We start from the raw sequence: 2486 nt of genomic DNA, 5'->3' as shown, positions 1-2486 counted from the left end.
CAGGGAGAGTACATCCTGCAGGGTCTGAACCTTGGGCGGCTTGACGATGGGAACATACTCCCAGGGTTTGTCGAGGACATACTGATAGAAACGCTGCATAGCATTGCGGGCAATTTTGACCAGGCTCCAGGAGCGATGCTCGACCAGGTGAATGAAATACTGCTGGAGCTGCTGGGTGCTAAGCTGGTCGGGACAGGTATCGAAATGGTCGCTCACCTGTCGCAGGCAGCGGGTGTAGAGGTCGATGGTCTTGGCGCTTTTGCCCCGCAGGGTGAGTTCGTTATGGTAGCGTTGATGCAGAACTTGAAAACGAGCGTGGTCGTGGGTGTTCATGACGCGTCTCCTGACAGGCCCTTCCGAAATAGAAGGGGTCAGGAAAGTACAGACGATTTGCGCCTCTGCCGCGTAGCGGCTTCGTTCAACAATGCAATCAAATTCGTTCCGGCCCGATGGGCCTCCACCGGACGGCTTTTCTCCGCTTCGCTGCGTAAAAGCCGCCGTTTATTGCTGGCGTTAAACATCATGAGGGAAGCGGTGATCGCCGAAGTATCGACTCAACTATCAGAGGTAGTTGGCGTCATCGAGCGCCATCTCGAACCGACGTTGCTGGCCGTACATTTGTACGGCTCCGCAGTGGATGGCGGCCTGAAGCCACACAGTGATATTGATTTGCTGGTTACGGTGACCGTAAGGCTTGATGAAACAACGCGGCGAGCTTTGATCAACGACCTTTTGGAAACTTCGGCTTCCCCTGGAGAGAGCGAGATTCTCCGCGCTGTAGAAGTCACCATTGTTGTGCACGACGACATCATTCCGTGGCGTTATCCAGCTAAGCGCGAACTGCAATTTGGAGAATGGCAGCGCAATGACATTCTTGCAGGTATCTTCGAGCCAGCCACGATCGACATTGATCTGGCTATCTTGCTGACAAAAGCAAGAGAACATAGCGTTGCCTTGGTAGGTCCAGCGGCGGAGGAACTCTTTGATCCGGTTCCTGAACAGGATCTATTTGAGGCGCTAAATGAAACCTTAACGCTATGGAACTCGCCGCCCGACTGGGCTGGCGATGAGCGAAATGTAGTGCTTACGTTGTCCCGCATTTGGTACAGCGCAGTAACCGGCAAAATCGCGCCGAAGGATGTCGCTGCCGACTGGGCAATGGAGCGCCTGCCGGCCCAGTATCAGCCCGTCATACTTGAAGCTAGGCAGGCTTATCTTGGACAAGAAGATCGCTTGGCCTCGCGCGCAGATCAGTTGGAAGAATTTGTTCACTACGTGAAAGGCGAGATCACCAAGGTAGTCGGCAAATAATGTCTAACAAATAAGGATAGGTCGCGCACTGCCGCGACCTGATCCGGTGTTGGACGAGCCCGGTGCTTCATTATTAAGGAAATAGCGGCGGAGAACTCAGAGGTGCTTTGGCCCTGGCTTTGGGCGGCCTCTTTTGTCAGGCCAGAGTTACCCGGGGCCGCCGGTGAAGCTGGCAGCCGGTGTGCCCTGGTCGTGGTGTCATAAGGTGCGTTGGCTCCTCCCGCTTGAGTACGTGTCGGATGGTCGGTAATTTATGCTGGCCATCGTCGCCGAATGACTGGCCACCGGCAGGGTTGGCGCCAGACCGTGAGGCTCATGGGCTGGCCACAACAGGGGCAAGCGCGTTGCTTGCGGGGTTGGCTTACGGTTGCCATCGACGGTAGCGTCACGCGGAGAAGCAACTGCAACCGGTGTAGCGTCTTGCGTGCCCCGCTGTGCAGAAAACCGTATTCCCGCACCCGTCGCAGCCCCTTTGGCAAGACGTGCTGCAAGACTCGCCAGAGGAATCGATCCGCCGGTTCCGTCAGGGTCTGCCAACACTGGGTCTGGCTGTCCCGGTAGCGGAAGGTCACCTGTTCGCTATCGTAGGCCACGATATTCGGCTCCCGCAGCACCCCGCGATAGAGGTAACGGGCCAGATAAGTCAGCGCGTGATCTCCGCGCCCGACCTGCTCACACTGGGCGATCCAGTCCCGGGGAATGGCGTCCGGCAAGGCAAAGCCCTGCTTGCGCATTCGGTCGAGGAACTTGGCGCGGAACACCCGGGCCAGAGCCCGGCCATTGAACAGGTACTTTCCGGCCCGGCGTTGCCAGCGAGATCCGGTCAGCCCGCCGCCGGGGATCACGATGTGGACATGGGGGTGGAAGGCCAAGCGCCGGGAGTGGGTGTGCAACACCCCCACCAGCCCGAGTTGGTTGCCCAGGCGTTGATCGTTGCGGGCAAACTGGTTCAGGGTCTCCCGGGCAACCTGGAACAGGGTGTGACAGGTCCACCGAAGATGATGCCAGGCAAAGCCCCGCAACTGGACTGGCAGGGTGAAGGTCACCAGGAAATAGTCCACCGGCAGCAATTTCTGTCGTTGCCGCTCCAGCCACTGGCGGTTGGTGCCGTGCTGACAGGCCGGGCAACTGCGATGGCCGCAGGACGGATAGGCCTGTTGTCGCTGCTGACAGGG

Annotated in this window: 3 protein-coding genes; 1 reads left to right on the top strand and 2 read right to left on the bottom strand. The window is 58.3% G+C overall.

Translation table 11 applies throughout. The features are described 5' to 3' along the window. A partial coding sequence (locus C7H09_RS09405; RefSeq protein ID WP_206074286.1) for a site-specific integrase occupies nt 1-333 on the bottom strand: 333 nt, incomplete at its 3' end. Between the two features lie 189 nt (nt 334-522). Here C7H09_RS09405 and aadA1 point away from each other — a divergent pair. Beyond that, nucleotides 523-1311 (top strand): ANT(3'')-Ia family aminoglycoside nucleotidyltransferase AadA1, encoded by a 789-nt coding sequence (gene aadA1 / locus C7H09_RS09400; RefSeq protein ID WP_001206315.1) that lies wholly within the window; start codon nt 523-525, stop codon nt 1309-1311. Between the two features lie 251 nt (nt 1312-1562). Here aadA1 and C7H09_RS09395 read toward each other — a convergent pair. Continuing rightward, nucleotides 1563-2486, bottom strand: a 924-nt coding sequence (locus C7H09_RS09395; protein WP_106761970.1) for an IS91 family transposase, incomplete at its 5' end; no start/stop codon positions are given.

The organism is Marinobacter fuscus (assembly GCF_003007675.1).
Classification (GTDB): domain Bacteria; phylum Pseudomonadota; class Gammaproteobacteria; order Pseudomonadales; family Oleiphilaceae; genus Marinobacter; species Marinobacter fuscus.
This window is presented reverse-complemented; position numbering and strand designations above follow the sequence as displayed.